The following is a 22502-nucleotide window of genomic DNA, read 5'->3' on the forward strand; positions in this document are numbered from 1 at the left end:
GGGCGAGCCCTCGCCTCAACTCGCACCGGTTCTGCATCGAATCATGGGGTGCGGTCGTGCCTGCGGGCACGCCGGGGCGTGACGGCTCAGCGGGGTGACGATCGGGAGGCGGGTGGTCAGGCGCCGGGGCGGGGCTGCGTACGCGTACGCGCGCGCAGGTCGCTCAGGACCTCGCGGGCGGCGCGGGCGCCGGAGGCCATGGCGCCCTGCAGTGAGCCCGTCGCGCGGTGGTCACCGCAGACGTAGCGGCCCGGGGAGAAGCGGGTGCTCCGTGAGAGCGGCCAGGGCGGGGTCATGGCGGGGAGGGCGTCGCGGACCGTGACCCGGTGAACGGCTTCCCAGCCCCCGGTGTCGGCGCCGTACACGTGGCCGAGGGCCACGCGCACGGCCGCCTCCTCCGCCGGCCCGGGCGCACCGAGGACGGAGGTGGACACCAGCGCCCGCCCGTCGCCGGAGTAGCCGGGATGGAGTTCGGTGAGCACGCAGGTGTTCAGGAAGCGCCGACTGCCGTCGATCACCAGGGTGGGCTCGGCCAGCGGCGAACGCTCGGCGGCGTGGTACAGGGTGGTGACGGTTCGAGCCCGCGGTACGGACAGGCCCGGGAGCAGCCGTGCGGCGGCGCTCTGCCCGGTGGCGACGACGACCGCGGCGGCCGCGAGGTCGGTGCCGTCCGCCAGGAGGACGCCTTCCGGCGTCAGGGAGGCGACCGAGGTGGCCGTGCGCAGCACCGAGCCGGGTAGGGCTGCGGCGAGCTGGGCGGGGACGGCGCCGATGCCGTCCGCGGGGAGGCAGAGGGTGCCGCGCAACATCGTGCGCCATACGAGGTGGAAGAAGCGGGCGGAGGTCTCCAGTTCGTCCTCCAGGAAGACCCCGGACAGGAAGGGCCGGAAGAAGGTCTCCACGAAGGCGGGCGAGAAGCCGGCCTCGGCCAGTGCGGTGAGCGTGGTGCCGTCCCGCCGGCTCCCGCGCAGACGCGCGGCGGGGGCCAGCATGTCGCGGGCCGACATCACTCCCAGCGCCGCGAGGTCGCGGGCCGTGGCCAGGCGGCCCGGCAGGAGGTCGCGGCTGTCCCGGAGCCGGCGGGTGGGGTCGGTGAACCGGCGCAGACCGTCGCCGGTGTGCACCAGCACTCCCGGCGTGAACGGCCGCAGCCTCAGGGCCCGCAGGTCAATGCGGCGTTTGACCTGCGGGTAGGCGGTGTTGAACACCTGGAACCCCCGGTCCGTCGTGAAACCGCGCACCCGGTCCGTCGCCACCCTGCCACCGGGGGCGTCCGACGCCTCCAGCAGCCGCACCCGTACTCCGGCTGCGACGAGGTCCGCCGCGCAGGCCAGTCCGGCGACGCCCGCGCCGACGACCACCACCTCCGCGTCGCTGCCGTCGGGCTTCCGCATGGCCTTGTCACTCCTTGCCGGACGGGGTGGTTCGCGGGCTGTCCACGCTACGCCAGTCCCCTCTCGGCGCCGGGCACGGCGCGCCCACCGGGCCGATGGTCCGGCGGGCGGCCATGACCCGGCGCGGTCACGGCCGCCGAACCCGCCGCCGTCACGGGGCGGCGGCCCCGGTACCGGTGCGCTGCGGCGCCGTCTTGTCGGGACGAGCCGTTTCGGGGTGGCCGGGCCACCAGAAGCGGCGCCCGGTGAGGAGGACGAGGGCCGGGACGAGGACGGTGCGTACGAGGAGCGTGTCGAGGAGGACGCCGATGCCGACGATCACACCGATCTGGGTGAGGGTGATGAGGGGCAGGACGCCGAGGACGGCGAAGACGGCGGCGAGGAGGATGCCGGCGCTGGTGATGACGCCGCCGGTCGAGGCGAGGGCCCGCAGGACGGCCTTGCGGGTGTCGTGGCCCGCGAGGGTGTCCTCCCTGGTGCGGGCGATGAGGAAGATGTTGTAGTCCACTCCGAGCGCGACCAGGAACAGGAACGACAGGAGCGCGACGTTGGTGTCGAGGGCCGGGAAGTCGTAGACGGTGCGGAAGAGGATCCAGCCGGCTCCGAGGGCGGCGAAGTAGGAGGTGATGACGGTCGCGACGAGCAGCAGCGGGGCGACGAGTGCCCGCAGCAGGGCGACCAGGACGAGGAAGACGATGGCCAGCACGAGCGGGACGACGACCCTGGTGTCGCGGGCGTTGGCCTGTGCGGTGTCGTAGGCCTCGGCGCTCTCGCCTCCCACGAGGGCGTCGGCTCCGGGCACGGCGGCGACGGTGTCGCGCAGCCGCTCGATGGCCCGGTCGGAGGCGTCGGTGCCGGGCGCCGCGGTCAGGACGACGTCCGCCCGCGCGTAGCGGGCGGTCGCGGGGCCGGCGGTGACGGAGGCGACTCCGGGGACCCGGCGGGCGGCGTCGGCCACCAGGTCGCGGGTGCCGGGTGAGGAGACGAGGGTGAGGGGGGCCGCGGCCCCGGCGGGTTGGACGGCCGCGAGGGTGCGCTGCCCGAGGACGGCTTCGGGGGTCTTGCGGAAGGAGTCGTCCTGGGCGAGTCCGGTGCGCAGGGCGAGCGTGCCGGCGGCGAGGGCGAGGAGTACGGCGGTCCCGGCGACGGCCACCTGTGCGGGCCGTTTGGCGACTCCCTGTCCGATACGGGCCCACAGGCCGCCGCGGTCGGCGGTGACGGGGTCTCCGGTCCTGGGGACCAGGGGCCAGAAGAGCCATCGTCCCGGCAGGACGAGGGCTGCGGGCAGCACGACGAGGCCGAAGAGCATGGCGGTCAGGATGCCGACCGCGCCGGCGAAGCCCAGGCCCCGGTTTCCGGTGAGCTGGGCCGTCAGCAGGGTGAGCAGGCTGAGGACCACGGTGGTGCCGCTGGCCAGGACCGCGGGCGCCGTCCCGCGCCAGGCCCGGGCCATGGCGGTGAAGCGGTCGTCGGTCAGGTGGAGTTCGTCGCGGTAGCGGGAGACCAGCAGCAGGGCGTAGTTGGTGCCCGCTCCGAAGACCAGGACGGAGAGGATGCCCGCCGCGGAGGCGTCGACCTCGACGCCGGCGTGGGGGGCGAGGACGCCGACCAGGATGCCTGCCACCCGGTCGCCTGCGCCCACGACGAGGAGGGGTACGAGCCACAGGACGGGGCTGCGGTACGTGACCAGGAGGAGCAGGGCGACCACCGAGGCGGTGGCGAAGAGCAGGGTTCCGTCGGCTCCTTCGAACACCTTGGCGATGTCGGCGCGGAAGGCCGGTCCGCCGGTGACCTGTGCCTGGAGAGGGGCGGCGAGCCCGTCGGAGGCGGTCTTGCGGACCCGGTCGACGGCCGCGGAGTTCTCGCCGTCACCCGCGCCCGTGGGCAGCACGACGGCGACGGTGGCGACCTTTCCGTCCACCCATTGCGGCCGGGCCGCCTGCGGGACGAGTCCCAACGCCCCGAGCCGTGCGGAGCGTTCGATGATCAGTCGCTGCTGGGCTTCGCCGAGCGGAGCGCCGTCCTTGTTGCTGTAGACCACGATCGCGGGGGCGGCCGCGCCCTGGGGGAAGGACTTGAGGGCCTCTGCCACCCTGGCCGACTGCGCGGAGGCCGGCAGTGACGTTCCGGTGGCCTGGGTGGTCGTGGCGTCGCCGGGGCCGAGGGTGAAGGCCGCCGCCAGCCCGAGCACGGTCAGCAGCAGGACGAGCCAGGCGGTGCGGCGAGGATGCCTGGGCCCGCCGGGGGCACCCGCCGTGGCGGCGGGAGCGGGTCGTGGGGGACGGCCGGTCTGCGTACGGGACACGGAACGCACTCTTTTCGTTAAGTAGCTTAGCGATTTCCACCGTGGCAGAATCCTGGCCATGGCGCAACACCTCCCTGAGACCACAGGGGCATCCCACTCCTCCGGGGGACACCCGCCGACGCGACCGGGAGGCGCGCCGGTGGGCGATGAGCTCTCCGAGGCCCTGCGGGAGGTCCTGACCCTCACCCAACTGGCACGGGGCGTACTGGCCGAACGCCTCGCGATGCCGCTGACCAACGTCGAGGCGGTGGAGCACGTGGTGATGGCGAGGGCCGCCGGAGAGCCGATCGGCCCCGTGGAGCTGTCGCGCCGGCTCGGGGTCACCAGCGCCGCCGGCACCCAGTCGGTCAACCGCCTGGTCGCCGAGGGTCACCTCACCCGCGATCCGCACCCCCGCGACCGGCGCCGCCAGGTCCTCGACGTCACCGACAGCGGCCTCGAACACGTGATGGGCGAACTCGCCCCGCTCCTGTCGCTCATCCAGGATGCCGGGCGCGACCTCGACGAAGACGAACGAGCCGCCGCCTCCCGCTACCTGCACAAGGTGGCGGAGGCCTACCGCTCCTACCTGGCTCCCCGGGAGGGGCTGCGGGGCCGGCGATCAGACAGGACCGGTGAGCGGGCTCCGGCCGACGCGGGAGGACCGACGGGGCGGACCGGTAGGCCCGCTCCCCCGCCCGATGCCGAAGGGTAGGTTGGACGGGTGATCGATTTTCTCAGGGGTGCCCCGGTGTCCGGCAGTCTCGACGTCGCCTGGCACGCGGGCTGGCCCTCGCCGAAGCACGACCCGGCCCCGGAGATCCAGGTCCACGCCTACTCCGAACACACCGTGCTGCTGCGCCAGAACAAATCCGTGCACTACGAAGCCCCGTTCCTCTTCCTCCTCTTCGGCAACGACCGGGCGCTGCTCCTCGACACGGGTGCGAGCGCCGACCCGGCCCACTTCCCCCTGCGGGACACGGTCGACCGGCTCGTGTCGGAGTGGCTGGAGCGCCATCCGCGGCCCGGGTACTCGCTGCTGATCGCCCACACCCACGGACACGGCGACCACACCGCGGCGGATCCCCAGTTCGCGGACCGGCCCCTCACCACGGTCGTCGGACCAGGACTGGCCGAGGTCACGGCGGCGTTCGAGCTCACCGACTGGCCGCACCGCACCGGCACGCTGGACCTGGGCGGCCGCGTCCTCGACGTGATCCCCGGCCCCGGCCACCAGCGGGCCGCGGTGGTCTTCCACGACCGCCACACGGGTCTCCTGCTGACCGGCGACTCCCTCTATCCCGGGCGGCTCTACATCGAGGACCGGGCCGCCTATTCGGCCACCGTGGACCGCCTGCTGGACTTCTGCGCCACCCGGCCCGTCCGCCATGTCCTCGGCTGTCACATCGAGATGACCACGACGGCCGACGAGGACTACCCCCGCGGCACCACGTACCAGCCGGACGAACCGCCGCTCCAGCTCACCCCGGCGCACCTGCACACCCTGCGCCGGGCCCTCGACGAGACGGCGGACCGCCACGGCAGCCACCCCTACGGGGAGTTCGTCCTCGTGTACCGGGACGCACGGCCTTGACCGGCTCCCGGCGGCGGCCGGCCCCGGGCCCGGCCGCTACGCGCGGATGCGGGCGTCGGCTTCGGACGGGCCGGCGCCGCCGTCCGCTCCCAGGCCCGCGAGCAGGCGCAGCCCGTCCTCGGCGGGGCTGCCCGGGGTCGCCGACAGCACCACGAGCTCCATGCCCGACTCGTCCGGCAGGGCGAAGTTCTCGTGGTGCAGTTCCAGTCGCCCGATCAGCGGGTGCCGGTAGGCCTTGGGGCCATGGGTGCGAGCGCGTACGTCCGCGCGGGCCCAGAGGAGGCGGAAGCGCTCGCTTCCCATCGCCAGTTCGCCGATGAGCGAGGCGAGGCGGGGGTCGTCGGGGTACTTCCCGGCGGCCAGGCGCAGGTGTCCGACCACGTCGAGCGTGCACCTCTCCCATTCCGCGTAGAGGCCGCGCTCCGCCTCCTCCAGGAAGAGGTGCCGGGCGGTGTTCAGGCCCGGGATCAGCCGGCCGTAGAGCAGCCCGGCGAGCCGGTTGCCCGCGAGCACGTCCATGCGGTGATCCATGATCAGCGCGGGTGCGCCGGCGACCAGGCCGAGGACGCGCAGCAGCTCCGGCCGGACGCGCCCGCCCGGCGCCTTCGCCCGGCGGCGGCACTGCCGGGCGAGCCGGTCCAGGTGCCCACGTTCGGTCTCGTCGAGGCCGAGGACGCGGGCGAGCGCGTCCAGGACCTGCTCGGAGGGCTGGGTCGCGCGCCCCTGCTCCAGGCGTACGTAGTAGTCGACGCTGACGCCTGACAGGTGCGCGACCTCTTCGCGGCGCAGCCCCTCGACCCGGCGGCGGCTGTCGACGGGGATGCCGACGGCCGCCGGATCGACCCGGGACCGCCGTGTCCGCAGGTAGCCCGCAAGATCGTCCATGTCCCCAGTATGGGGTCGGCGGCGCCCGCGAAGGTGGCCCTGCCAGTACCAGGAACTCCCGTCCTACGGCGGGGCCGTCCCTGAACGCGGGGCTCCGCAGGGCCCAGGATCGAAGGCATCCGATCCGAAGGAGTTCCCATGAAGACGCTGATCGTCTACGCCCACCCCGAGCCGGACTCGCTCAACGGTTCGCTGAAGGACCTGGCGGTGTCCACGCTGGAGAAGGCCGGGCACGAGGTGCGGGTGAGCGACTTGTACGCGATGGGCTGGAAGGCGGTCGTGGACGCCCCGGACTACGGCCCCCACGCATCGAGTCCGCTCCAGGTCGCCCGGGACTCGGGCCGGGCCTTCGACGCCGGGACGCTCACCCCGGACGTCCTCGCCGAGCAGGCGAAGCTGCTGTGGGCCGACACGATCGTCTTCCAGTTCCCGTTGTGGTGGTACACGATGCCCGCGATCCTCAAGGGCTGGGTCGACCGGGTCTTCACCTACCGCTTCGCCTACGGCGTCGGCGAGCACAGCGACACGCGGTACGGCGAACGCTTCGGCGAAGGCACCCTCGCCGGAAGGAGGGCGCTGCTGTCGGTGACCGTCGGCGGCCCCGAACCGCATTACGGCGCCCGCGGGATCAACGGCCCCATCGACGACCTGCTGTTCCCGATCCACCACGGCATCCTCTACTACCCGGGCATCGAGGTACTGCCCCCGTTCGTGCTGTACGGTGCGGACCGCTTGACCGGGGCCGGCTATCCGGACGTCGCCGCAGCCTGGGAACAGCGCCTGCTGACGCTGGAGTCGACCGAGCCGATCGCGTTCCGGCGGCAGAACTTCGGCGACTACGAGATCCCCTCGCTGCACCTGAAGCGGGGACTGGAGCCCGCGGGCCGCACGGGCTTCGCGCTGCACGTACGCGGCTGACCCGCGGGACGGGCCCGCCGGGGGCGCGCCCATCAGGGGCGCGCCCGCCGGGAGCGACGACCGCATGGCACGGTCAGGCCGTCACCGACCGGCGCGGCCTGCGACACCGGACGGGTTCTCAGGCGGTGAGCCGGGCGGCCAGGGCGGGCAGGAGGCGCAGGGCGTTGGTGCGGCCGATCTCGGCGCGCTCGGCATCCGTCCAGCCGTCGAACTCGGCGAAGCCGTTGGTGTTCTCGGTGGTGTGGGCGGCGGGCATGAAGGGGTAGTCGCTGCCGTAGAGGATGTGGTCCGTGCCCGTGAGGCGGCTCAGGGCGGGGAGCGCGAAGTCGTTGGCGGACATCGCGATGTCGTAGTGGAGACGGCCGAGGGTCCCGATGACGTCCTTGGGGGCACGGCCCTCGAGGTAGGCGCCGATGGTGGTGCCGTAGGTGAGGCGGCGGGCCAGGAACGGGAGGGTGCCGCCGGCGTGCGAGAGGATCATCTTCAGGTCGGGCAGGCGGTCGAGGACGCCGTTGAAGAGCAGGCTGGCCGCGGTGCGGGTCGTCTCGAAGGTGAACTCGTAGAGGGAGACCGGCAGGTCGAAGGTGGCCAGGTCGCGGCTGGGCGGGGCGGCCGGGTGGACGTGGACGGCCGCCCCGCGCTCGGCGACCTCCGCGAAGAGGGGCTCGAACTCGGGGTCGCCGAGGTAGCGGTGGCCGTACGAGGTCAGGACGCCGACGCCGTCGAGGCCGAGCACGTCGAGCGCGTAGCGGAGCTCCTCGCGTGCTGCTGTCACGTCGGGCAGGGGCAGGATCGCGAAGGCGCCGAAGCGGGTGGGGTGCTCGCGGACCAGCTCGGCGAAGTACTCGTTGACGCGGCGGGCCAGCTTCGAGGCGTCCGGGCCGTCGAGGAAGGTGACACCGGGGGCGGTGACGGACAGGACCGCGGCGGCGATGCCGTGGGCGTCCATGACCTCCAGGCTCTGCTCGGGGGTCCACGTCGGGTAGTCCACGCCGGGGATGGCCTTCCGGTCGCCGAGGGCGTCGGCGTAGAAGGGCGGAATGGCGTGGTGGTGGACGTCGATCAGACCGGTGGGTGCGGACATGCGGAGGCTCCTGGCGTGAGGACGGGTACCGGCGAAGCCTTCGCCGTTCGCGGGCTTCGCGTGGACCATAAGGCCGCGCGGGGCGGCCGCTCCCGGGGCGGGGCCTTCGCCTGTCAACTCCGCGGCGGCGCGCTCGGAACCGGCGGCCGCAGGCGACCTCCGCGTACGCTCGGTCAGATCTCGGCGGCCGGCCCGTCGGGGTTCACGGCCCCGTCGCCCTGGACAGGATCGACGCATGTATTCCGTGAAGACCGTCCTGACGGCCGCCGCCGCGATGCTCCTGGCCCTCGCCACTCCGGCCGCCGCAGTCCCCGCGGCCCCCACCGCCGCCATCCTCCCCTCCTCGTCCTCCGCCGGCCGCCCCTGCCGGGGTGCCCCGACCTGTTACGTCGATGTGACGGTCGCTCAGGTCTGGGTGAGCCCCGAGCAGGTCCGACCCGTGGACGCTCCGGCGACCACCGATCCCGTCGACATCCGGGGCTGGCTGGCCGGCATGTCCCTCGACGAACGGCGTGACGTGGCCGGGGAGACGCAGGCCCTCCACGGCACCCGCGTGACCGTCGACCGCACCCTGTGGCAGGGAGGTCTGCTCTGGGACCACGTATGGGTGGACGGGCAGCCCACTCCCAGGGACGAGGCGGGGCGGGGCGCCTACCCCGGCTGGATTCCCGACCGGCAACTCACCTCGGAGCACCGGCGCGCGCCCGGCGGTACGCACGAGGAGCGCGTTGCCCGCCCCACGGCCAGGGGTTACGCCACCGCCCAGGCCGCGCGGGCGGGCGGCGAATCCGGGCAGGCGGGCGAGTACTCGTACAACACCGCCTTCCCGGTGAAGTCCGGTCCGCTGCCCGGAGTCGTCACCGCCTTCTCCCCCAGTGGCGGCCGGCTGTTCTTCCGGGCCGGCGACCTGGCGAGGGTGCCGGCCGCACCGAGCGGCGCGGACGTCGTCGCCGCGGCACGCGCCTTCCTCGGGCTGCCGTACCTGTGGTCGGGAACCTCCGGATTCGGCTACGACTGCTCCGGTCTCACCGGCCAGGTGTACTCCGCCCTCGGCGTGACGATCCCCCGGGACGCCCAGCCGCAGTTCGACGCGGGTGGCGGGCAGGTTCCCGCCGGCTCGGCAGCGGGGGTGCGGATCACCGGTACGCAGGACCTCAGGCCCGGCGACATCGTCGCCTTCCGCCCCGCCAGCGGCACCGCGGTCACCCACGTCGGCATCTACACGGAGACGAGGAACGGCGAACCCATGATGATCAACTCGCCTCGTACCGGGGACCCGGTCCGGGAGGAGCCCATCGGTTCCACCGGGCGCGTCTACGTGGGCGCCACCCGGTTCCTGACCCGCTGACGCGGCGTTCCCGCAGAGCCGGTCGCGATGTGATCACACGTGCGACCACACGTGTGGTCACGCGCCGGTTTCCAGGACCTTCTTCAACATCCCCAGCTCGGCATTGCCACGGATGCGCAGCCTGGCCTGTCCCTGGGGCGTGGTCATCAGCCACCAGCCCTCCTCGGGCGCGGGTTCGATCGCCTGGATGCCGACCACGGCCCAGGCGGGCCAGTTGGCGGCGTCGGAGAGGTGGGCGAAGGCTTCGGCGGCCGGCCGGCCAAGGGTGACGGTCTTGGTCACCGACCGGGCGGGGGTGTCGGAGTTGCTCATGAGGGAACCTTCGGGGTGTCGGGGGAATCCGGGTGGACCTCGTCGACCAGGCGTTTCACCCATTCCTCCAGCTGCTGTCGCCGGTCGGGGCCGAGGGCGGAGAAGAAGTGGGCGTCGTTGGCGTCCGCGATCTCCGCGAGCCGGGGGACGAGATCACGCCCGGTGGGGGTGAGGGTCAGGCGCAGGCTGCGACGGGACGCGGGATCCGGTTCGCGCGTCATCAGCCCCTTGGCGACCAGGCGGTCGACCAGGCGCGAGACGGCTCCGGCGTCCACGTTGACGTACCGGCCCACCTCCCGGGTGGTCACGGCGTCGCCTCGGTAGACGGTGATCAGGACCGCCCACTGGGCGACCGTCACGTCATGGGAGGCGAGCTGCCGCTCGAACCGACCGTGCACCTCGTCGGAGAGGCGCCGGATCCAGTAGCCGAGGTGGTCGCGCAGACCGCTGGAAGTTGCTGTCACCCCTCCACCATTGATGACTAGGCAATCGTTGTCAAAGCATCAATCGACGGCTTTGGGCGCCTTCTACGCCTGCTCCACCTCACGGTCCTCGGCCACCGCCGCCGACCGGCTTCCCGGCGTGAGCCGGTTGACGCGGTGTACGTCCGGGACGCAGAGGTTGAGCACGGTCACGAGGACGACCACGCCGGCGCAGGCCAGGAGCGTTCCCTGGCTGCTCCACGAGTCGGCCGCGAAGGCGGTGACGAGGTAGCCGAGAGGGATGGCGAGGCGCTCGCCGACGCCGTTGAACGCACTCATGCGGCCCTGCTCCGCGGCGGGCACGTGCTGTTGGAAGGCGGTGTTCCAGGCAACGACCGCGATGTCGAGTCCGACGCCCGCCAGCAAGGCGGCCACGAGGACGACGGGCAGGGGCATGCTCCAGGCCATGGCGGTCAGGGGGAGCGCGAGGGCACCCCCCGTGGCCACCGCGACCGCGAGCAGCCGGTACGCCTTCCAGCGGAGGCACACGAGGGTTCCCGCCAGCAGCCCGCAGGCGAAGGCCGCCTGGATCAGACCCCAGTCGCGCGCTCCCGCGTACTGCCGCGCGGCCACGAGGGGGCCGAGAAGCTGGAAGCCCGCCAGCCACGCGGCGACGAGAACCGTGCCGGCGGCCGTGTAGGTCCACAGCCAGGTTCGGGACCAGAATCCCGTCCAGCCCGCCCGCAGATCGGCCAGGATGCCGCCGGGCGCAGGGGCCGGAGCCTCCAGGCGCAAGCCGAGGAGCAGGGCGGCCGCGATCACGAACGTGCACGCGTCCCAGGCCAGTGCCCACGCCGCGCCGCTCGCGGCGACGACGAATCCGCCGACGACCGGCCCCAGCACCCTCACCGCGTTGCCCGGGAGCCTGAGCAACGCGTTGGCCTGCTGCAAGTGCTCCTCGGGAACGATCTGCGCGACGGCGCCCTGCGCGGCCGGCACGATGAACGACGCCGCCGTTCCCGAGACGAAGCCGCACGCCGCGATGGACGTGGTCGTCGCGTGTCCGGTGGCGACGGTGACGGCCAGCACACCCTGCGCACCGGCGGCCAGCAGGTTGCCGAGGAACAGGAGCAGGCTGCGGGACAGGCGGTCGGCGAAGAGGCCGCCTACGAGCAGGAACACGATCGTGGGGACGGTGGTCGTGGCGAGGACCAAACCGAGGGATCCGGCTCCGCCGCCCTGCTCGATGACGGAGTACGCCAGCGCGAGGGGGGCCATCGCGGCCCCTGTCGCCGAGATGAGGGTGGCCGCGGCAAACCGCTGGAAGGCCCCGGTCCGCCACGGTGCGTCGGCGTCCCGCGATGGCTCCGCGACGGTCTTCATGATCTCCCCCAGTGCTCGGCGCAGCGAGCACTCTAGTGCAGCGCTCCGACGCGCCGGGCGGGGCGTCATGCACCTCGGTACGGGAGCGACCGCCCCTGCCGGCCGAGGACTTGGGCCCGATGCGGGTCGACGGGGCGCGGCTGCGCACGGCCCGGAACCACCCGGCCCGGCCGGGCCGTCTCAGGTTGCCGCCCGGTCGCCGACGGGGATGTCCAGCCGGTCGGCCAGGGCGGTGAGGGTCGGGCCCAAGGGGAGCGCGACCCGGGTGAGAGCGTGCTCGTCGCCGCGGGTGGGGTCGTGGTTGACGATCAGTACGGGCTTTCCGGCGCGGGCCGCCTGCCGGACGAACCGGAGCCCCGACATCACGGTGAGCGAGGATCCCAGGACCAGGAGCGAGCGTGCTCCATCGACCATTTCACGGCAGCGCACGACCCGCGCAGGCGGCACGGACTCGCCGAAGAACACCACGTCCGGCTTGAGGACGCCGGCGCACCGCGCGCACGGCACCACGCGGAAATCGCCGACCTGCGCGTCGGTGAGGTCGGCGTCACCGTCCGGGTTCAGTCCGGCGGCGACGGGCTCGAATCCGGGATTGGCCTCCGCGAGCCCGCGGGCGACGGCGCGGCGGGAGGCGAAGGTGCCGCAGGAAAGGCAGACGACTCGCTCCAGACTCCCGTGGAGTTCCACCACGCCTTCGCTGCCTGCGGCCTGGTGCAGCCCGTCCACGTTCTGGGTGATCACACCCGAGAGCAGGCCCCGGCGCTCGAACGCCGCCACGGCGCGGTGACCGGCATTGGGCCGGGCCCGGCCGAACGTACGCCAGCCGAGGTGGCTGCGCGCCCAGTACCGGCGTCGCGCCCGGTCGCTGCCGGTGAATTCCTGGTACGTCATGGGGGTGTGCCGACTCAGGCTCCCGCCCTTGCCCCGGTAGTCGGGGATGCCCGACTCGGTGGACAGGCCCGCCCCGCTGAGCACCAGCACGCCGCCGTCGCGCAGCGCCTCGGCGACCGGCTCCGGATCGGTGGTGCCGGGCCGCAGGCCCACGGGAGGCGTCCAGCTCAGGGTGGGGCGCATGCGCATACCCGCAAGCGTACGCAACCGCCGGCGCGTCGGCCCCGGCCCGCGCGCCGGGGCGGTCTGCCGCGGGGCCCCCGAGGCCGCGCCGGGGGTGGGCACGCGTGGATCCGGAGGGCGCTTCTAGTCGGCGTCGTCGTCGTACGTTCCCGCTTCCACCTCCAGGGCGAGTTCCTGGAGCACCTCGATCGAGGTGATGTCCGTGCGGCCGGCGTCGTGGGCCATGGCGAGGCTGGTGAAGGCCAGGCTGAAGCCCGCGACCATGGTGTGGAGGGCCGGGCCGAGGGCCGACGCGACGAGACGGGCGACCTGCTGGGGGGAGGCGTCGGCGGGGACGCTGATCGAGGGCAGCATCTCGTTGAGCAGCTGGGTGACGACCCCGGCTTCCGTTTCCGGGGTGTCGTCGCCCTCCCCGGCCTCGGCTGCCCGGCGGATCTCCTGGGACTCGGTGAGGATGCCGATGACTCGCTTGAGAACCTCTGCGCGTTCCATCGTCGGAGCGTAACCGGCGCCGGCCGTGGCGGGGGCTGAACCGGGTGACGCCGTCGCGGGACGGGTCCGCGAGAACGCACCGTGCCCTCGGTCGGCCGAGGACAGGGTGCGCTCGCGTTCCGGTCGCCAGGTGCCGGGCCCGGGCCGCCGGGGCCCGGTGCCCTGTCCGTGCTGCCGACGCCTTCCGTCAGGTCAGTCGACGCGCTCGATGCGCGCCCGGCGGATCAGGTTCTTGCCCGGCTCCCGCACCTTGTCGAAAGCCGAGTTGTTCAACAGCACGCAACTACCCGACGGCCCGTTCACCGCCACCGTCGTCGACTGACCGTTGTCCAGGTTCGTCACCTTCAACTTCGTCCCCACCGGAAACGTCCCACTACTCGCCGCCGGCGCACCCCCCTCCCCCGACAAGGTCACCGTCGACCCCTTGCACACCACTTCACCGGTGGCCGGCGGCACCTTCACACCGTTCGCACCGGCCGCCCCCGTCGCACCGGCCGCTGCGCCACCGCCACCCACGCGCTCGATGCGCGCCCGGCGGATCAGGTTCTTGCCCGGCTCCCGCACCTTGTCGAAAGCCGAGTTGTTCAACAGCACGCAACTACCCGACGGCCCGTTCACCGCCACCGTCGTCGACTGACCGTTGTCCAGGTTCGTCACCTTCAACTTCGTCCCCACCGGAAACGTCCCACTACTCGCCGCCGGCGCACCCCCCTCCCCCGACAAGGTCACCGTCGACCCCTTGCACACGATGTCGGGGGCGGCCGCGTTGCCGGTCGCCATGGTCGTGACCACTGCGCCCGTCACCAGGGCTCCCGTGACGACGGAGAGCACGAGCTTCTTCTTGAGACTCACGGTCCGCTTTCGGGACATTGACACTCCTCGATCGATGGATGGCGCCTCCCCTTCCTGCTCAAGGGCCCAGGCGGCGGGTACGGGACGAAGACGGCGTTGGCGGCGGGGCCCCGCCCCGTCCTGGGCTCCGATGAACCGGTTCTCCGCAGGCAGAGCCCGCTCGACGGCGTTCAGGCCGGTGCCGCGTCCGACAGTCGTCCTCCGGTCATCCAGATGCGCGACATCGCATCGGCCAGGGCGGGATATCGGGCGGCCTCGCAGATCATTTCCGACAGCACGAGAAGGCCGTGCGCGGTGCACTGCGGATCGCGGTTCCGGTGCAGCCAGGTCACCGCGTTGCCCAGTTGCCGACGTCCCAGCGAGATCCCCAGACGCCTCACCGCGGCAGCCGTCTCCAGGTCGGAGCGAGCTCCGCCGAACGGCAGTACCTCACTTCGGCGGATGCCGGGTGGCGCAATGGAGTCCCGCACGTGCCGGACGGACGCTTCCCTCGGAGCCTGGCCGTTCTCCAGGGTGTTGCGGAATCCGACCATGCGCATTCCGGCGTTCTCCAGGCGGAGCTCGATGTAGAGGTCCATGGACAAACCCCGGAGCTGCATGTGCAAGGGCAGGTACGCCAATTCCCCCGGCCTTCTCGAAGCCCCGCCGAAGAATCCCTGAGCATCCTCCGCCCTCGACCGGATGGTCGAGGTCAGGAGCTGGTACTCGTCAGCTGATGCGTGCGCCGGGGAAAACGACACGGGTTTCAGCATAGTCGGCCGCATCAGGGGAGATCCTCGGAACTCCCCCTGCCCTGAATTGATCTGACCGCCATCGGTTCGATCCCGCTGTGTTCACGCATACGCAGCCACCGCCTTCGGCATTCTCCCCATCGCAGGGTTTCGGATCGGTCCGATCCTTTGTAGCCGCCCCGGTGACAGCCGGGCGCATACTTGTTCCCCGATGCTAAGAAATAGGCGCCCGGGTCCGAAGGGCCGCCGAAGGCGGGTGAGGGCGTGAAGGCGGATGAGGGCGGCTAGCCCTTTACGGGGTCCTCGCCGGGGCGCTTGACGATGCGGTCACCGACTGCGATCGACTTCCAGAGGGTGCGGCCGATCCGGGCCTTGACCGTTTCGCCTTGGGCGAGGCGGATCTCGGCGAAGTGGTACATGTTCGAGCCGTCGAGCATGCCCCTGGACAGGTTGACCACGACGCCCTCGAAGGAGTCGTCACGTCCGATTTCGTGTGAGTTCGACATGTCGTGAAGCCTAAGGAGAACGCCGGGACCTCCGGTAGGGCCGCCCATCCCCTCTCGGGCCGTACAAATGTCATGCCGGAGCCGCGACGGCGGCCCACCGGTGACCGACGTCAGTACGCATGGTCGACGGTGACGTCCGCCGACAGTCGCAGCGCCGCCTCGGCCGGCGCTCCGCGCAGTCCCAGCAGGGTGAGCGTGAGGGCATCGATCACGGTGAGGTGGGCCAGCCTGCTGGCGACGGTTTCGAGTCCGAACACCAGGTCCTGGCCGCCCGCGACCAGGGTGCGGTCGGCGGTCTCGCTCAGCGGCGAGCGGGCGTAGCTCGTCAGGGCGACGACACAGGCTCCGGCCCGCCGCGCGCCCCGCGCGGCGTCCACCGTGCTGCGCGTCGCGCCCGTATGGCTGATCGCCAGGCAGGCGTCGGCGGAGGTCAGCTGCGAGGCGGCCAACTGCGCCGTCAGCGGGTCCGCCGGAGCGTCTACCGCGCAGCCCAGGGCGCGCAGCCGGTAGGCGGTGTCCAGCGCCACCGCGCCGGACAGTCCCGCGCCGACGACCAGTACCCGGGTCGCCGTGTCGAACAGTGCGGCAGCCGCTTGCAGTTGCTCCGGGGTCACCGTCGCCGCCACCCCGTCCAGCGCCTCCCGGGCGGCACGGATCGTGTCGGCCAGGGCCCGGGCGGCCGGGTCCCGGTCCCGGGAGGGCTCCTGGGCGGGGGTCTGCCGGGCGGCGGCGATCTTCAGCTCCTGGTACCCGCGGAACCCCAGCCGCTGGCAGGCCCGTACGACCGTGGACGGCGCGGTGCCGGCCAGCGCCGCGACGTCGCTGACGCTGAGGTGCACCAGCTCCGCACCTTTGTCCAGGACGACCTGCGCCACCCTCGCCTCGGTGTCGCGCAGCTCGGACAGGCGTGCCCGGACGTAGGCGGCGAGCCCATCCCTCGTCGCGGAATCAAATTCCATGGAGTTAACCTACCAAGGAAATCCATTCCATAGACCCGGGAGCGAACGTGCCAGCAAACCTGCCGTCCATGACGGGGGCGGCCGCCGTGCCGGCCGTCGTCCTCGCCTCGGCGGTGCTGCACGCCACCTGGAACGGCCTCACCCACGGTCTGCGCGACAAGCTGGCCGGCTTCACCCTCATCAGCCTCGCCTCCGCCGGGTGCGGAGCCGTGCTGGTCTGCCTCGCCCCGCTGCCCGACCCCCGGGCCTGGCCGTACCTCGCCTGCTCCGCCGCACTGCAGGTCGCGTACCAACTCCTGCTGCTGCGCTCCTACCAGCTGGGCGACTTCGGCCAGATGTACCCGACCGCCCGGGGCACCTCGCCCGTCGTGGTGGCCGTGGTCTCCGCCACCTTCCTCGGCCACTCCCTGCCCGTGGGCCAGGCCGTGGGCATCGGGGTGGTCTCGTGCGGGCTGGCCGCTCTCGCCTTCGCCGACGGGATCCCGGGCCGCGCCCAACTCCCCGCGCTGGCCGCCGCGGTCGGCACCGGCATGATGATCGCCTCCTACACCCTCGTCGACGGCAGCGGCGTCCGCGTCTCGGGCAGCGTCCTCGGCTACATCGCCTGGCTCTTCCTCTGCCAGGGACTGGTCCTCCCGGTGATCGCATGGGCCCGCCGGGGCCCCGACCTGCTCGCCGCCCTCCGGCCGCTGTACGGCCGCGGCCTGGCCGGCGGACTGCTCTCGCTCCTGGCGTACGGGCTCGTCGTCTGGGCACAGTCCCGCGGCGACCTCGCCACCATCGCCGCCCTGCGGGAGACCAGCATCGTCTTCGGCGCCCTGATCGGCGCGGTCGTGTTCCGCGAACGCCTCGGCCACCGCCGCATCGCCGCGAGTGCCGCCGTCCTGGCCGGCATCGCCGTACTCCAGTTCACCGGCGGCGCCTAATGCATGCGGCGCCGCCGGCGGGGAAATGCGTCCGGGGTGCGGGGAGGCCGGTCAGGCGCCGCTTCCGACGCCTCGATCGGGAGCGCTCATGTCCCCCGTCGCGGGCGTGCCGTCGGCGAGCCCGTAGCGGAGGAAGACGGTTCCCTTCGGTCCGGCCGCCGGAGGTTCGAGGAGGGTGACGTTGGTGGGTACCGTGCCGCCGTCGAACACCTTCTTGCCCACGCCGAGCAGGATCGGGTGCACCCAGAGGTCGAGGCGGTCGAAGAGCTTCTCGCGCAGGAGGCTCTGCACCAGGTTCAGACTGCCGACGACCTTCACGTTCTCGTGCCGGTCGCGGATCTCCCGCACCGCGGCGGCGAGGTCCGGGCCGAGTTGCGTGGACCCGGCCCACGAGAGGTCGGGCTTGCCGCGCGAGGCCACGTACTTCGGGACGCTGTTGAAGAGCGTGGCGATGTCGCCGTCCTCGCCGCCGCCCTTCTGGTGGGGCCAGTAGGCGGCGAAGATGTCGTAGGTTCGCCGGCCGAGCAGGAGGGCGTCGGTGCCCTCGTACGCGGCGCCGACCTGCGCCCCGCTGACCTCGTCGAGCAGGGGCGCCTGCCATCCGCCGAACGGGAATCCCGCCGGGTCCTCCTCGGGGCCGCCGGGCGCCTGCCCGACGAGGTCGAGGGTCGCGAACATCTCGATGTGGATGAGGCCCATGGCTTCCTCCGGTGAGTCGGTTGTCTCCGTCAAGAGATAGACCGGCGGAAGCCCGCGAACTCATCGACACGACGAAATCCGGTGCCGACGGGCATCCGGGCCCTGCCGGAGGACATCCGGGCCCTGCCGGAGGGGGGGCAGATCCGCTGCGGGAGGCGCTCGGTCGGGACCACACGGCCGCCCACCAGTGCCCGCGCGGCGATGAGCCCGGGCCTCGTCGCCGGTCTACCCTTCAGGCGCAGTACCCCGGAGGGAGCGACACCATGCCCGACACGACGACCATCGATCTCGGACCGCAGGCCCGGCTCGTGGCCCGGCTCGCGAGCGGCGTCCCCGACGCGGCGCTGGCCGACCCGACGCCGTGCCCCCAGTACAGGGTCCGCGAGCTGCTGGCCCACCTCGCGGGCCTCGCCGTCGCCTTCCGCGACGCCGCCCGCAAGGACCTGGGCCCCACGACGGACACGCCACCGGGCACCGGCGCGCCCTCCCTGCCCGCCGACTGGCGTGAGGAACTGCCCCGGGTCCTGACCGAGCTGGCCGAGGCCTGGAGGGAACCGGCCGCCCGGACCGGCATGACCCGTGCCGGGGGCGTGGACCTGCCCGGCGAGATCGCGCTGGCGGTGGCCGCCGACGAACTGGTCGTCCACGGCTGGGACCTGGCCAGGGCCACCGGTCAGGGGTACGCGCCCGACGACGCGGCGCTACGCGTCGCTCACGCCTTCCTGCGGCAGGCCGCCGAGGCTGGGGACCGCGGCGGGGGCGCCTTCGGAACCGTCGTGCCCGTACCGGAGGACGCCCCGCTCATCGACCGGACGATCGGGCTCAGCGGACGCGATCCCCGCTGGACGGCTGCGCCGCCTCCCTGACGCGACGGCCGGAGGCGCTCTACCGGTGGTCGGGAACGTACTTGTAGCCGACGCGGCGCACGGTGGAGATGCGGTCCCGGTGGGCGGGGCCGAGCTTGCGGCGCAGCCGGGCCACGTGGACGTCGACCGTACGGCCGTCGCCGATGTGCCCGTAACCCCAGATGCCCGTGATGAGGGAATCACGCGTGTGCACCGTGTACGGGTGGGCCACGAAGTGGGCCAGGAGGTCGAACTCCAGGTACGTGAGGTCCAGTTCGTGCCCGTCGACCTCGGCCAGCCGGCGCGCCCGGTCCACCCGGATCGCGTCGTCGAGCGCGCCGGTGTCGGCCTGCGGAGCCCGCCCCGGCTCGGGAGCCTGGGGCAGCCCGAGCCCGAGGGGATGAATCTCCGGGCGGATGCCGTGCGCCTGCATCAGCGCGACGGGGTCCACGTCCGCCGGCAGGAAGACGAGGTACCCGACGCGGCCGCCATCGGCCCCGCCGCCAGGAGCGGCCGGGGCTGCGAGCGTACGGTCACCGACCAGCTGGAGGCGGGGAGCGGGGGAACGGCGGACGGCGGGTGCGGGGATTGCGGTGGTCATGTGAGCCCCTTCGGCTGCGCGGAGTGAGATACGGATGCCGGGTGTTCGGGCACGACAGGGCAGGGCGGTTCCGTTGACCGGGTCGACCGGGAGGGTCGGCGTGACGCATGCCGGAGCGACCCTCACGATCAGGACCTGGACCTGGAACTGGACCTGGAGGGCCGGGGTCACGGGACGGGCGTGACGCACGGAGGAAGCGGCGCCGGAACATCGGCGCGCATCGGGGAAATGCCCTGACGAAAAGCCCTAGAAGGGGCGGCAGGCGGCGCTGGCGACGCGACGGAGGTCAACGTGCCTGCGGCGTACGAGCAACGGCTGCGACGGGGACATGGGCACATCCTGAGGTGCGCGGCGGATGCCCGTCAACACTTCCCTACTCGTTGCGTAGGAAATGGCCGGACGAACCGCATGGGGCGGCCCTGCCGCGAGAAAAGGAACGATGTCCAACTCCCCTGCTCAAAGCGGGCCTTGATGGTGGAACGGGCCTCGATCCCACCCCGTCGAGACTGATCGACCGCGTCTCTCATACCGAGATCGTACTGTCCATCATGCGGTCACACCCTTGTCGGGAAGGTCGCTTCGGGCGAGTATCTCTATCAATCCGATGGGAAAGGTGGGGATGTGCTCGCCCTGCCCGGCCGCCACCCAACTACGCTCCGGAGTAGCCGACATGACCACCCCCAGCCTCGCCGGCCGCCCCTCCACCGATGCGCGGCACCGCGCGCTCCTGCGCACCGCCCGCGATGTGGCGGACGACCTCGCGGCGGACGCCATCGCCCGGGACCAGGCCGGCAAGCCGCCGACCGACGAGACGGCCCGGCTCCGCGAGGCCGGCCTGCCGGCGGCCCTCACCCCGCCCGGACCCGACCGCGGCGCGGACTGGCGTACCGGTTGCGCCGTGATCCGGGAGATCGCCGCGGCGGACAGCTCCGTCGGCGACCTGCTCGCCCGTCACTACGTACACGCCTGGAGCGGGCGCTTCTACGCGGACCACGAGCTCGCCACCGCCCTCGAAGAGCAGTCGGTGCGCGAGGGCTGGCTATGGACCGGGGCCGTCCGCACCCCCGCGCCCGGCGGCGACACCGAGGGACCGGACCTCACGCTGCGGCCGCGCCCCGCCGGCCAGGTGCTGAACGGACACCGGTACGTGGACACGGCGGTGGACGCGGCCGACCAGATCGTGGTGGACGCCGTCTGCGCCGCGACCGGCGAGGTCCTGGTCGTACTGGTACCGGCCGGCGCGCGGGGCCTGATCGTCGAACCCTCCCACGACCGCCTCGGACAGCGGGTCGCCGGCGCGGGCCGGGTCGTCCTGGACCGGGTCGCCATCACGCCGGAGCAGGTACTGGGCCGCCGGCCGCACGACGAGGAGTCGACCCCACCCGTCACCGCACTCGCCGAACCGGCGCTGCGGCTCGCCCTGTGTCACGTCGGCCTGGGCATCGCCGAGGGCGCCCTCACCGAGGCGCGCGACCTCAGCATGGGCGGCCGCGCACACCGCCTGCCCGGGGAGGACCCGGACCTCTTCCTGACGTACGGGGAACTCGCCTCGGCCGCCCAGACGGCCAACGCCGTGGTCGACCGGGCGACGGAGGTCATGGCGCAGGCCCTCGCCACGGGCGCACACCTCGACGCCGACGTACCGGCGGGCGTCGCGGCCCTGGTCGCCACGGCCGAGGCCGTGATGTCGAAGGCCGCCCTGCACATCACCGCGCGGGTGCTGGAACTGGCCGACGCTCCCGGCCTGGACCGCTTCTGGCGCAACGCCCGGGTCCTGACGGCACACCGCCCGGTGGCGCACCGCCTGCGCTCCATCGGCGAGCACTACCTCAACGGTTCCCAGCGCGCGGTGGCGGCGGCCTACCGCTGACCGGCGCCCCGCAGGCCCGCCGGCCCGCAGGCGCACTGCCGAGCAGCCGCCCGGCCCCTGTGGTCGGCGGCGGCCGGAGCAGTACAGATGCCGGATAATGGCCCCATGCGGATCTCAGCCAGGGCGGACTACGCGGTACGTGCCGCACTGCAGCTTGCCGCGTCGCAGGACGACGGGCCGGTGAAGGCCGAAGCCATCGCCGCGGCCCAGGACATCCCGCACAAGTTCCTCGAGGGCATCCTGAACGACATGCGCCGGGGCGGTCTCGTACTCAGCCAGCGCGGCGGCAACGGCGGCTACCGCCTGGCCAAGCCGGCCGGGTCCATCACGATCGCGGACGTCATCCGCGTCGTGGACGGACCGCTCGTCTCGGTGCGCGGGGTCCGCCCCCCGGACCTGTCCTACACCGGACCCGCCCGGTCGCTGCTTCCGCTGTGGATCGCCCTGCGGGCCAATGTGCGCGAGATCCTCGACGGTGTGACGCTCGCCGACGTCGCGGCCTCGGAGCTGCCCTCCGGCGTCTCGGCCCTGGCCGATCCCCCCGGGGCCTGGACCAATCCCTGATCCCTGCTCCCGGATTTCTGCTCCACCATCTTCACCTCCCCCTTCCCACCTGCGATTTCTCGCATGGTGAGATCGTGGCGTCCACGATGCGGTCAGCCTCTTGGGCCCGCTGCCCGGCTCTGCCAATATGCCTACCAACCAGGTGGGAAAACTAGGAATCGAAGGAGGTGGCCGTGCGAGAACTGCACCACGCAGACCGGGTGCCGCCTCTGACCTCCCGTCGGCACATCGACCTCGTACGTACGTCCAGCGCCATCTGTCAGTCCGGCTGACGCCCTGCGCCGGGCGCGTTCCCCACGTACCCCCGGGTCGACCGGAGCCGCCCACCGGGCCGGCCGCACCGGCCGCGCGCTTTCGAGCGCGGGTGTCAGGCGTACGACCGCGGCGCCCGTATCCGCGGTGTCCGCATCCCGCCCACTCCTCAGCCACGACCGAGCTGCCGCCGGCAAGGCCGGAGGCGGGTGCCGTGCGCGCCGATGACCTCGGCTCGCCCCGACGTACCCCTCACCCCGCACTTCCGTACCCCCTGCACCCCTGCACTTCCCCAGTTCCGTACCTCGGTACGTCCGTGAACACCGTCCCGTGAAAGGACACCTCCGTGTCTGCCGCAAGACCGCTCACCATCCTGCGCGCCATCGCCGTCACCGCGACGCTCCCCCTGCTGCTCACCGCCTGCGGTTACGGTTCCGAGGCGAAGAAGGACGACGCCAAGAAGGCGAACGTCGCGGCCGACGGCGCCAAGAAGCTGTCGGCGCCCGA

Annotated in this window: 25 protein-coding genes; 9 read left to right on the plus strand and 16 right to left on the minus strand. The window is 72.7% G+C overall.

Going from position 1 to position 22502, the window contains the following annotated elements; translation table 11 throughout:
• Positions 1-116: 116 nt before the first annotated feature.
• Together ACS04_RS15905 and ACS04_RS15910 are read right to left on the minus strand one after the other, a co-directional pair.
• Positions 117-1394: an NAD(P)/FAD-dependent oxidoreductase gene (locus ACS04_RS15905; protein ID WP_048477251.1), complete on the minus strand. Its 1278-nt coding sequence runs from the start codon at positions 1392-1394 to the stop codon at positions 117-119.
• Positions 1395-1545: 151 nt separating this feature from the next.
• Positions 1546-3699: an MMPL family transporter gene (locus ACS04_RS15910; protein WP_158977303.1), complete on the minus strand. Its 2154-nt coding sequence runs from the start codon at positions 3697-3699 to the stop codon at positions 1546-1548.
• A 139-nt stretch (positions 3700-3838) separates the two neighbouring features.
• On the opposite strand from ACS04_RS15910, the gene ACS04_RS15915 reads away from it, so the two are divergent.
• Positions 3839-4393, plus strand: a complete 555-nt coding sequence (locus tag ACS04_RS15915) for a MarR family winged helix-turn-helix transcriptional regulator (RefSeq protein ID WP_053080791.1) — start codon at positions 3839-3841, stop codon at positions 4391-4393.
• 9 nt (positions 4394-4402) lie between these two features.
• Positions 4403-5272 carry an MBL fold metallo-hydrolase gene (locus ACS04_RS15920; protein WP_048477252.1) on the plus strand — a complete coding sequence of 290 codons (870 nt, stop codon included), beginning with the start codon at positions 4403-4405 and terminating at the stop codon, positions 5270-5272.
• Positions 5273-5308: 36 nt separating this feature from the next.
• Here ACS04_RS15920 and ACS04_RS15925 read toward each other — a convergent pair whose 3' ends face one another.
• Positions 5309-6157: a helix-turn-helix transcriptional regulator gene (locus tag ACS04_RS15925; RefSeq protein ID WP_048477253.1), complete on the minus strand. Its 849-nt coding sequence runs from the start codon at positions 6155-6157 to the stop codon at positions 5309-5311.
• Between the two features lie 138 nt (positions 6158-6295).
• Between ACS04_RS15925 and ACS04_RS15930 the strand changes: the two genes are divergently transcribed.
• Positions 6296-7075, plus strand: coding sequence for an NAD(P)H-dependent oxidoreductase (locus tag ACS04_RS15930; RefSeq protein WP_048477254.1), 780 nt, complete (start codon positions 6296-6298; stop codon positions 7073-7075).
• Between the two features lie 118 nt (positions 7076-7193).
• Here ACS04_RS15930 and ACS04_RS15935 read toward each other — a convergent pair whose 3' ends face one another.
• Positions 7194-8159 carry an amidohydrolase family protein gene (locus tag ACS04_RS15935; RefSeq protein ID WP_048477255.1) on the minus strand — a complete coding sequence of 322 codons (966 nt, stop codon included), beginning with the start codon at positions 8157-8159 and terminating at the stop codon, positions 7194-7196.
• A 235-nt stretch (positions 8160-8394) separates the two neighbouring features.
• On the opposite strand from ACS04_RS15935, the gene ACS04_RS15940 reads away from it, so the two are divergent.
• Positions 8395-9507, plus strand: coding sequence for a C40 family peptidase (locus tag ACS04_RS15940; RefSeq protein WP_053080792.1), 1113 nt, complete (start codon positions 8395-8397; stop codon positions 9505-9507).
• A 57-nt stretch (positions 9508-9564) separates the two neighbouring features.
• On the opposite strand, the gene ACS04_RS15945 is transcribed toward ACS04_RS15940, so the two are convergent.
• The 9 genes from ACS04_RS15945 to ACS04_RS15985 form a co-directional block, all read right to left on the minus strand.
• Positions 9565-9819, minus strand: coding sequence for an SRPBCC family protein (locus ACS04_RS15945; protein ID WP_048477256.1), 255 nt, complete (start codon positions 9817-9819; stop codon positions 9565-9567).
• A complete protein-coding gene (locus ACS04_RS15950; RefSeq protein ID WP_053080793.1) occupies positions 9816-10283 on the minus strand; it encodes a MarR family winged helix-turn-helix transcriptional regulator in 468 nt (155 codons plus the stop codon). Before ACS04_RS15950 ends, ACS04_RS15945 begins: the two co-directional genes overlap by 4 nt.
• A gap of 63 nt (positions 10284-10346) precedes the next feature.
• Positions 10347-11624 (minus strand): MFS transporter, encoded by a 1278-nt coding sequence (locus ACS04_RS15955; RefSeq protein ID WP_048477257.1) that lies wholly within the window; start codon positions 11622-11624, stop codon positions 10347-10349.
• Positions 11625-11804: 180 nt separating this feature from the next.
• Complete coding sequence (locus tag ACS04_RS15960) at positions 11805-12704, minus strand: NAD-dependent protein deacetylase (protein ID WP_048477258.1); 900 nt, start codon at positions 12702-12704, stop codon at positions 11805-11807.
• A gap of 117 nt (positions 12705-12821) precedes the next feature.
• Positions 12822-13190, minus strand: a complete 369-nt coding sequence (locus ACS04_RS15965; protein ID WP_048477259.1) for a hypothetical protein — start codon at positions 13188-13190, stop codon at positions 12822-12824.
• Positions 13191-13382: 192 nt separating this feature from the next.
• Complete coding sequence (locus ACS04_RS15970) at positions 13383-14066, minus strand: hypothetical protein (protein ID WP_107438619.1); 684 nt, start codon at positions 14064-14066, stop codon at positions 13383-13385.
• A gap of 146 nt (positions 14067-14212) precedes the next feature.
• On the minus strand, positions 14213-14806 hold the full coding sequence (locus tag ACS04_RS15975) for a ribosome-inactivating family protein (RefSeq protein WP_048477260.1): 594 nt from the start codon (positions 14804-14806) through the stop codon (positions 14213-14215).
• Positions 14807-15057: 251 nt separating this feature from the next.
• Positions 15058-15279: a DUF7489 domain-containing protein gene (locus ACS04_RS15980; RefSeq protein WP_048477261.1), complete on the minus strand. Its 222-nt coding sequence runs from the start codon at positions 15277-15279 to the stop codon at positions 15058-15060.
• A gap of 110 nt (positions 15280-15389) precedes the next feature.
• Entirely contained in the window at positions 15390-16238 is an 849-nt protein-coding gene (locus ACS04_RS15985) for a MurR/RpiR family transcriptional regulator (RefSeq protein ID WP_048477262.1), read from the minus strand.
• Positions 16239-16306: 68 nt separating this feature from the next.
• Between ACS04_RS15985 and ACS04_RS15990 the strand changes: the two genes are divergently transcribed.
• Positions 16307-17164, plus strand: coding sequence for a DMT family transporter (locus ACS04_RS15990; RefSeq protein WP_048477263.1), 858 nt, complete (start codon positions 16307-16309; stop codon positions 17162-17164).
• Positions 17165-17215: 51 nt separating this feature from the next.
• Here the strand turns inward: ACS04_RS15990 and ACS04_RS15995 are convergent, their stop codons facing one another.
• On the minus strand, positions 17216-17863 hold the full coding sequence (locus ACS04_RS15995) for a dihydrofolate reductase family protein (protein WP_048477264.1): 648 nt from the start codon (positions 17861-17863) through the stop codon (positions 17216-17218).
• A 263-nt stretch (positions 17864-18126) separates the two neighbouring features.
• On the opposite strand from ACS04_RS15995, the gene ACS04_RS16000 reads away from it, so the two are divergent.
• On the plus strand, positions 18127-18729 hold the full coding sequence (locus ACS04_RS16000; RefSeq protein WP_048477265.1) for a TIGR03086 family metal-binding protein: 603 nt from the start codon (positions 18127-18129) through the stop codon (positions 18727-18729).
• Positions 18730-18748: 19 nt separating this feature from the next.
• On the opposite strand, the gene ACS04_RS16005 is transcribed toward ACS04_RS16000, so the two are convergent.
• Positions 18749-19309, minus strand: a complete 561-nt coding sequence (locus ACS04_RS16005; protein WP_048477266.1) for a winged helix-turn-helix domain-containing protein — start codon at positions 19307-19309, stop codon at positions 18749-18751.
• 246 nt (positions 19310-19555) lie between these two features.
• Positions 19556-19639 carry a putative leader peptide gene (locus tag ACS04_RS40420; RefSeq protein WP_382994621.1) on the minus strand — a complete coding sequence of 28 codons (84 nt, stop codon included), beginning with the start codon at positions 19637-19639 and terminating at the stop codon, positions 19556-19558.
• A gap of 340 nt (positions 19640-19979) precedes the next feature.
• Here ACS04_RS40420 and ACS04_RS16010 point away from each other — a divergent pair, with 340 nt between their 5' ends.
• The 3 genes from ACS04_RS16010 (at position 19980) to ACS04_RS40425 (ending at position 22015) form a co-directional block, all read left to right on the plus strand.
• Entirely contained in the window at positions 19980-21179 is a 1200-nt protein-coding gene (locus tag ACS04_RS16010) for an acyl-CoA dehydrogenase family protein (protein WP_048477267.1), read from the plus strand.
• A 105-nt stretch (positions 21180-21284) separates the two neighbouring features.
• Positions 21285-21743, plus strand: coding sequence for an RrF2 family transcriptional regulator (locus tag ACS04_RS16015; protein ID WP_048477268.1), 459 nt, complete (start codon positions 21285-21287; stop codon positions 21741-21743).
• A gap of 200 nt (positions 21744-21943) precedes the next feature.
• Positions 21944-22015 (plus strand): putative leader peptide, encoded by a 72-nt coding sequence (locus ACS04_RS40425; RefSeq protein ID WP_425337821.1) that lies wholly within the window; start codon positions 21944-21946, stop codon positions 22013-22015.
• The last annotated feature ends 487 nt before the right edge of the window (positions 22016-22502 follow it).

The sequence above is a fragment of the Streptomyces roseus genome, assembly GCF_001044425.1.
GTDB classification, from domain to species: Bacteria; Actinomycetota; Actinomycetes; order Streptomycetales; family Streptomycetaceae; genus Streptomyces; species Streptomyces roseus.

Excerpts from the sequence above, each read along its gene's own strand:
- ACS04_RS15905 (WP_048477251.1), bottom strand. The coding sequence starts at position 1,394 with ATGCGGAAGCCCGACGGCAGCGACGCGGAGGTGGTGGTCGTCGGCGCG.
- ACS04_RS15925 (WP_048477253.1), bottom strand. The coding sequence starts at position 6,157 with ATGGACGATCTTGCGGGCTACCTGCGGACACGGCGGTCCCGGGTCGAT.
- ACS04_RS15930 (WP_048477254.1), top strand. The coding sequence starts at position 6,296 with ATGAAGACGCTGATCGTCTACGCCCACCCCGAGCCGGACTCGCTCAAC.
- ACS04_RS15935 (WP_048477255.1), bottom strand. The coding sequence starts at position 8,159 with ATGTCCGCACCCACCGGTCTGATCGACGTCCACCACCACGCCATTCCG.
- ACS04_RS15940 (WP_053080792.1), top strand. The coding sequence starts at position 8,395 with ATGTATTCCGTGAAGACCGTCCTGACGGCCGCCGCCGCGATGCTCCTG.
- ACS04_RS15945 (WP_048477256.1), bottom strand. The coding sequence starts at position 9,819 with ATGAGCAACTCCGACACCCCCGCCCGGTCGGTGACCAAGACCGTCACC.
- ACS04_RS15955 (WP_048477257.1), bottom strand. The coding sequence starts at position 11,624 with ATGAAGACCGTCGCGGAGCCATCGCGGGACGCCGACGCACCGTGGCGG.
- ACS04_RS15960 (WP_048477258.1), bottom strand. The coding sequence starts at position 12,704 with ATGCGCATGCGCCCCACCCTGAGCTGGACGCCTCCCGTGGGCCTGCGG.
- ACS04_RS15965 (WP_048477259.1), bottom strand. The coding sequence starts at position 13,190 with ATGGAACGCGCAGAGGTTCTCAAGCGAGTCATCGGCATCCTCACCGAG.
- ACS04_RS15975 (WP_048477260.1), bottom strand. The coding sequence starts at position 14,806 with ATGCGGCCGACTATGCTGAAACCCGTGTCGTTTTCCCCGGCGCACGCA.
- ACS04_RS15980 (WP_048477261.1), bottom strand. The coding sequence starts at position 15,279 with ATGTCGAACTCACACGAAATCGGACGTGACGACTCCTTCGAGGGCGTC.
- ACS04_RS15985 (WP_048477262.1), bottom strand. The coding sequence starts at position 16,238 with ATGGAATTTGATTCCGCGACGAGGGATGGGCTCGCCGCCTACGTCCGG.
- ACS04_RS15990 (WP_048477263.1), top strand. The coding sequence starts at position 16,307 with ATGACGGGGGCGGCCGCCGTGCCGGCCGTCGTCCTCGCCTCGGCGGTG.
- ACS04_RS15995 (WP_048477264.1), bottom strand. The coding sequence starts at position 17,863 with ATGGGCCTCATCCACATCGAGATGTTCGCGACCCTCGACCTCGTCGGG.
- ACS04_RS16000 (WP_048477265.1), top strand. The coding sequence starts at position 18,127 with ATGCCCGACACGACGACCATCGATCTCGGACCGCAGGCCCGGCTCGTG.
- ACS04_RS16005 (WP_048477266.1), bottom strand. The coding sequence starts at position 19,309 with ATGACCACCGCAATCCCCGCACCCGCCGTCCGCCGTTCCCCCGCTCCC.
- ACS04_RS40420 (WP_382994621.1), bottom strand. The coding sequence starts at position 19,639 with ATGTCCCCGTCGCAGCCGTTGCTCGTACGCCGCAGGCACGTTGACCTC.
- ACS04_RS16010 (WP_048477267.1), top strand. The coding sequence starts at position 19,980 with ATGACCACCCCCAGCCTCGCCGGCCGCCCCTCCACCGATGCGCGGCAC.
- ACS04_RS16015 (WP_048477268.1), top strand. The coding sequence starts at position 21,285 with ATGCGGATCTCAGCCAGGGCGGACTACGCGGTACGTGCCGCACTGCAG.